Source organism: Acidovorax sp. IB03 (assembly GCF_016406015.1).
Lineage (GTDB): Bacteria > Pseudomonadota > Gammaproteobacteria > Burkholderiales > Burkholderiaceae_C > Acidovorax > Acidovorax temperans.
The window spans coordinates 1-5,144 of the sequence record NZ_JAEFCH010000071.1 but is presented as its reverse complement, the minus strand read 5'-3'; the positions used below and the strand labels follow the sequence as shown (position 1 = coordinate 5,144).

At 63.4% G+C, this 5,144-nt stretch carries 5 protein-coding genes; 4 read left to right on the top strand and 1 reads right to left on the bottom strand.

What is annotated here, in order from left to right; genetic code table 11:
- From IHV84_RS20575 to IHV84_RS19950, 4 genes are all read left to right on the top strand, one after another.
- Positions 1-89 (top strand): electron transfer flavoprotein subunit alpha (locus IHV84_RS20575; RefSeq protein ID WP_233100048.1); only part of this gene is annotated, 89 nt, incomplete at its 5' end.
- A gap of 75 nt (positions 90-164) precedes the next feature.
- Positions 165-1,955 (top strand): acyl-CoA dehydrogenase, encoded by a 1,791-nt coding sequence (locus IHV84_RS19960; protein WP_198848135.1) that lies wholly within the window; start codon positions 165-167, stop codon positions 1,953-1,955.
- A gap of 143 nt (positions 1,956-2,098) precedes the next feature.
- Complete coding sequence (locus IHV84_RS19955; RefSeq protein WP_044403012.1) at positions 2,099-3,052, top strand: nitronate monooxygenase family protein; 954 nt, start codon at positions 2,099-2,101, stop codon at positions 3,050-3,052.
- A 256-nt stretch (positions 3,053-3,308) separates the two neighbouring features.
- The gene (locus tag IHV84_RS19950) at positions 3,309-4,427 is read left to right on the top strand and encodes an acyltransferase (RefSeq protein ID WP_198848134.1); all 1,119 of its coding nucleotides are present in this window, start codon (positions 3,309-3,311) and stop codon (positions 4,425-4,427) included.
- A 49-nt stretch (positions 4,428-4,476) separates the two neighbouring features.
- Here IHV84_RS19950 and rnk read toward each other — a convergent pair whose 3' ends face one another.
- Positions 4,477-4,890: a nucleoside diphosphate kinase regulator gene (gene rnk, locus IHV84_RS19945; RefSeq protein WP_066692358.1), complete on the bottom strand. Its 414-nt coding sequence runs from the start codon at positions 4,888-4,890 to the stop codon at positions 4,477-4,479.
- Between the last annotated feature and the right edge of the window lie 254 nt (positions 4,891-5,144).

The window sequence follows — 5,144 nt, the reverse complement described above, 5'->3', positions numbered from 1 at the left end:
ATCCGGAAGCGCCGATCTTCAGCGTGGCGGACTATGGGCTGGAGGCGGACTTGTTCACGGCTGTGCCGGAATTGGTCAAGGCCCTGTAAGAACGCCAACTGCGTACAAAGGCATCGCTCGCGATGCCTTTTTTTTGACGAAATATCGCTTTCTCGGAGACATCCATGAGTTACACCGCACCCGTCAAGGACATGTTGTTCGCCATCGAGCACCTGGCCAACATTGAACAGATCGCCCAGATCCCCGGCTTTGAAGACGCAGGCCTGGACACCGCCGCCGCCGTGCTGGAAGAGTGCGCCAAGTTCAATGAAGGCGTGCTGGCTCCGCTCAACTGGGAAGGCGACAAGAACCCCTCGAGCTGGAAAGACGGCGTGGTTACCACCACCCCCGGCTTCAAGGAGGCCTTCCGCCAGTACGCCGAGGGCGGCTGGCAAGGCCTGCAGCACCCAGCCGACTTTGGCGGCCAGGGCCTGCCCAAGACCATCGGCGCTGCCTGCATCGAGATGACCAACAGCGCCAACATGAGCTTCGCGCTGTGCCCGCTGCTGACCGATGGCGCGATTGAGGCGTTGCTCACCGCCGGTAGCGATGAGCTCAAGGCCACTTACCTTGAAAAGCTGGTGACCGGCGAGTGGACCGGCACCATGAACCTGACCGAACCCCAGGCGGGCTCGGATCTGGCCCTGGTGCGCACGCGCGCTGAACCCCAGCCCGATGGCACCTACAAAATCTTCGGCACCAAGATCTTCATCACCTACGGTGAGCACGACATGGCCGAGAACATCATTCACCTGGTGCTGGCCCGCGTGCAGGGCGCGCCCGAGGGCGTCAAGGGCATCAGCCTGTTTGTGGTGCCGAAGTTCATGGTCAACAAGGACGGCACGCTGGGTGCCCGCAACGACGCGCACTGCGTGAGCATCGAGCACAAGCTGGGCATCAAGGCATCGCCCACCGCCGTGCTGCAGTTCGGTGACCACGGCGGTGCTGTGGGCTACCTGGTGGGCGAGGAAAACCGTGGCCTTGAATACATGTTCATCATGATGAACGCCGCGCGCTATGCGGTGGGCATGCAGGGCATTGCGATCTCTGAACGCGCCTATCAAAAGGCCGTGCAGTACGCCAAAGACCGTGTGCAAAGCCGCCCTGTGGATGGCAGCATCGCTGCCAGCGCACCCATCATTCACCATCCCGATGTGAAGCGCATGCTGATGACCATGCGCGCCACGGTGGAAGGCTGCCGTGCCATGGCCACCGTGGCTGCCGCCGCGTTTGATGCAGCGCACCACCACCCTGATGCCGATACGCGCAAGCAAAACCAGGCGTTCTACGAATTCATGGTGCCGCTGGTCAAGGGCTACAGCACCGAGACCAGCCTGGAGGTGACCAGCCTGGGCGTGCAGGTGCACGGCGGCATGGGTTTCATTGAAGAAACTGGCGCGGCCCAGTACTACCGCGACGCCAAGATCCTGACCATTTACGAAGGCACTACCGCCATCCAGGCCAACGACCTCGTGGGCCGCAAGACAGCCCGCGATGGCGGCCAGGTGGCCAAGGGCATTGCTGCGCAGATCGAGAAGACCGAGGCCGATCTGCTGGCCAGCGACACCCCTGCCGCGCTGGCCGTGGCCAAACGCCTCACGGCGGCGCGCAAGGCGCTGCTCGACGTGATCGACTTCGTGGCCGGTGGCACCAAGGCCCAGCCCAACGCTGTGTTTGCTGGCAGCGTGCCCTACCTGATGCTGGCGGGCAATGTGGTGGCGGGCTGGCAACTGGCGCGCAGCCTGCTGGTGGCGCAGGACCTGTTGCAAAAGGGACAGGACGAAGCCTTCATGCGCGCAAAAATCACCACGGCCCAGTTCTACGCTGACCACATTCTGGTGAAGGCCCCTGGCCTGCGCGACAGCATTGTGGAAGGCGCAGCCAGCGTGACCGAGCTGGCGCTGGAAGCCTTCTGACAGCGGGCGCCTACCCGCTAGGGAGTGAGACAAGGCCTGTGCAGGGTGCAGGCCTTTGCTATAAAAATAATAGCTGCTGGCGCTTGCTGAATAAGCGCTAGAGGGCTGTTTTGATCAAAACCTGTTTCTGGAAGTCGTTGCCCATGTCCAAATTGCCTCCCGTGTTGCAAAACATGTCATTGCCTGTGATTGGCTCGCCGCTGTTCATCATCAGCAACCCCAAGCTGGTCATTGAGCAGTGCAAGGCGGGTGTGGTGGGCTCCATGCCTGCACTCAATGCCCGCCCGGCCGAGTTGCTGGACGAATGGCTGGCCGAAATCACCGAAACCCTGGCGGCCTACAACAAGGCCAACCCCGACAAGCCTGCCGCGCCCTTTGCCATCAACCAGATCGTGCACAAGAGCAACGACCGCCTGGAGCACGACATGCAGGTGTGCGCCAAGTACAAGGTGCCGATCGTCATCACGTCTTTGGGCGCACGCGAAGATGTGAACCAGGCTGTGCACAGCTGGGGCGGAGTGGTGCTGCACGACATCATCAACAACAAGTTTGCGCACAAGGCGATTGAAAAGGGTGCAGACGGCCTGATCGCCGTGGCCGCAGGTGCTGGTGGCCACGCGGGCACCAAGAGCCCGTTTGCCTTGATTCAGGAAATCCGCCAGTGGTTCGACGGCCCGCTGGCGCTGTCGGGCTCCATCGCCTCGGGCGGTGCCATCCTGGCGGCACAGGCCATGGGTGCCGACTTTGCGTACATCGGCTCGGCCTTCATCGCCACGCACGAGGCGCGCGCGCAGGACGCCTACAAGCAGGCCATTGTGGACAGCAATTCGGACGACATCGTCTACAGCAACCTCTTCACGGGTGTACACGGTAACTACCTGGCACCGTCGATCCGCGCTGCGGGTCTGGACCCTGACAACCTGCCCGAGTCTGACCCCAGCAAGATGAACTTTGGCGGCGACGCCAAGAAGGCCTGGAAAGACATCTGGGGCTGCGGCCAGGGCATTGGCGCGATCAACGCCGTGACCAGCACCGCCGAACTGGTGGGCAAATTGCGCCGCGAATACGAAGAGGCCCGCGCACGCCTCAAGCTGTAAGCCTTCGCGCGTTCCAACCAGCCAAAGCGGGCCTCGGGCCCGCTTTTTTTGTTGGGCAGCGTGGGCTGTGACTGCGCGGTTTCCATGCGAGCACGCTCCACGCCGCTTTGATCCACAAGGTGTGCTGGATAGCGCTGTTTGAGCAATTTGGTCTGTTTTACCCGCCGGGTGGACAATAGAGGGCTTTACCTCCACGCCCTCCTATCGCCCAAGCCCGCTACTGCTGCGGGTGAGCGCCGGCAATTTCGCTGTCTGCATGTCTCAAGTTTCCTCTCGCCTGCCACTTCTGGACACCGCCAAGGGTTTGGCTTGTGCAGCCATCGTCGCGCACCACCTGGCGTTCTATGGCCCCATGTCCGACATCGCGCAGCCGCTGGCGCCTGACCTCATGGCCTGGCTGTACGACTACGCGCGCATGGCGGTCCAGATCTTCCTGGTGCTGGGCGGCTATCTCGCCGCAGCCAGCCTGGCCCCGGAAGGCGTGGCGCGCTTTGATTCGGCAGGGCAGCAGGTGGGCAAGCGGTTCGTGCGGCTGGTGGTGCCCTACGTGGTGGCGTTGCTGGTTACGGTGCTGGTCAGTGCCCTGGTGCGGCCCTGGTTCGATCACCCCTCAGTGCCCGGAGACCCAGATGTCGCCCAACTGATCACTCACGCACTGCTGCTGCACAGCGTGGCAGACCACGAATCGCTGTCGGCGGGCGTGTGGTACGTGGCCATCGACTTTCAGCTCTTCACCCTCAGCGTCCTGGCATTCGCTGCGGTGCGTGCGCTGCCGCAGGGGCTGCCCCGCCAACGCGCCGCATGGGTGGGGCAGGGGGCAGTGGTGGCGGGGGTGGCTGCCTCGCTCTGGGGCTTCAACCGCGACGCTCAGTGGGATGTGTGGGCGGTATATTTCTTTGGCGCCTACGGCCTGGGCATGATGGCCTTCTGGGCCAGCCGCGCGCCGCGCGCTGCGGGCTGGGTTGGGGCCATGGCCGTGCTGGGCGCTGTGGCTCTGGTGCTGGATTTCCGGGGGCGCATTGCGCTGGCGCTTGCAACGGCCTTGCTGTTGGTGTGGGCCATGCGCACCCCTGCGGTACGCCAGTGGCAGGGCGTGGCCCCGCTGGTGCGACTGGGGCAAATGTCGTACTCGGTGTTTCTCATCCACTTCGCGGTGTGCCTGCTGGTCAACGCGGTGGTCAGCAGCCTGTGGCCCACCTCGCCCGGCGCCAATGCGCTGGGCATGGTGGCGGCGTTTGCGCTGTCATTGGTGGCTGGTCAGTGGCTCTACCGCCGGGTGGAGCGGCACGCGCCGTCGTTGCCCACATTGCTGCGCTGGCAGGCCAGCCTGGTGGCGGCCGGGGTGCTGGTACAACTGGGCAGCAACTGGGCTTGAACGCGGGGGCCGTGCGGTACGGGCTTGCGCCGCCGCCCCATGCCCGCGCTCAGCGGTGCAATTCGCCCGAGCTTTCGGGCTGGTACACGATTTCCTTGACCTGCACCGTCATGGCCTTGCCGCCGGGGCCAGGCCAGGCCAGTTCGTCGCCCACCGCCAGGCCCAGCAGCGCACTGCCCACGGGGGCCAGGATGGAAATCTTGTCGGCGCTGCCGTCCATGTCGCGTGGGTAGACCAGCGTCAGGCAAAACTCCTTGCCCGTCTCGACGATCAGGAACTTCACCGTGGAGTTCATGGTGACCACGTTGGGCGGAATCTCCTCGGGCGCCACCACATCTGCTCGGTCCAGCTCGGCCTGCAACTCCATCTTGCCCGGAAAGACACTCGCGGGCATCGCTGCAATCAGGGCTTCGATACGGTCAACATCCAGGGAAGAGAGAACAATTTGGGGCTTGCGCGCCATGGCAGTACCTTGCGTTGATTGAAAGGGCGGGACTGTAGCCCACAGGGCAATCTCGCACTGGGGTGTGCGGGCATTGGCAGAGGCGCTGCAGCGTCACCGACGGTGCTTGTTGCGCGATGGCTTGGCGTACGATGGCGGGCAGTGCGGCCACAGTTGCGCGGGCTGTTACAGCCAATTTGCTCAAAAAACTGTATATTCATAAGGGGTATCTATTTAGCTCCAGTGACGTGAGAATAGCTGGATGGAAACCCAGA

Coding starts and splice junctions, on each gene's coding strand:
- IHV84_RS19955 (WP_044403012.1), top strand. CDS start 2,099: ATGTCCAAATTGCCTCCCGTGTTGCAAAACATGTCATTGCCTGTGATT.
- rnk (WP_066692358.1), bottom strand. CDS start 4,890: ATGGCGCGCAAGCCCCAAATTGTTCTCTCTTCCCTGGATGTTGACCGT.
- IHV84_RS19960 (WP_198848135.1), top strand. CDS start 165: ATGAGTTACACCGCACCCGTCAAGGACATGTTGTTCGCCATCGAGCAC.
- IHV84_RS19950 (WP_198848134.1), top strand. CDS start 3,309: ATGTCTCAAGTTTCCTCTCGCCTGCCACTTCTGGACACCGCCAAGGGT.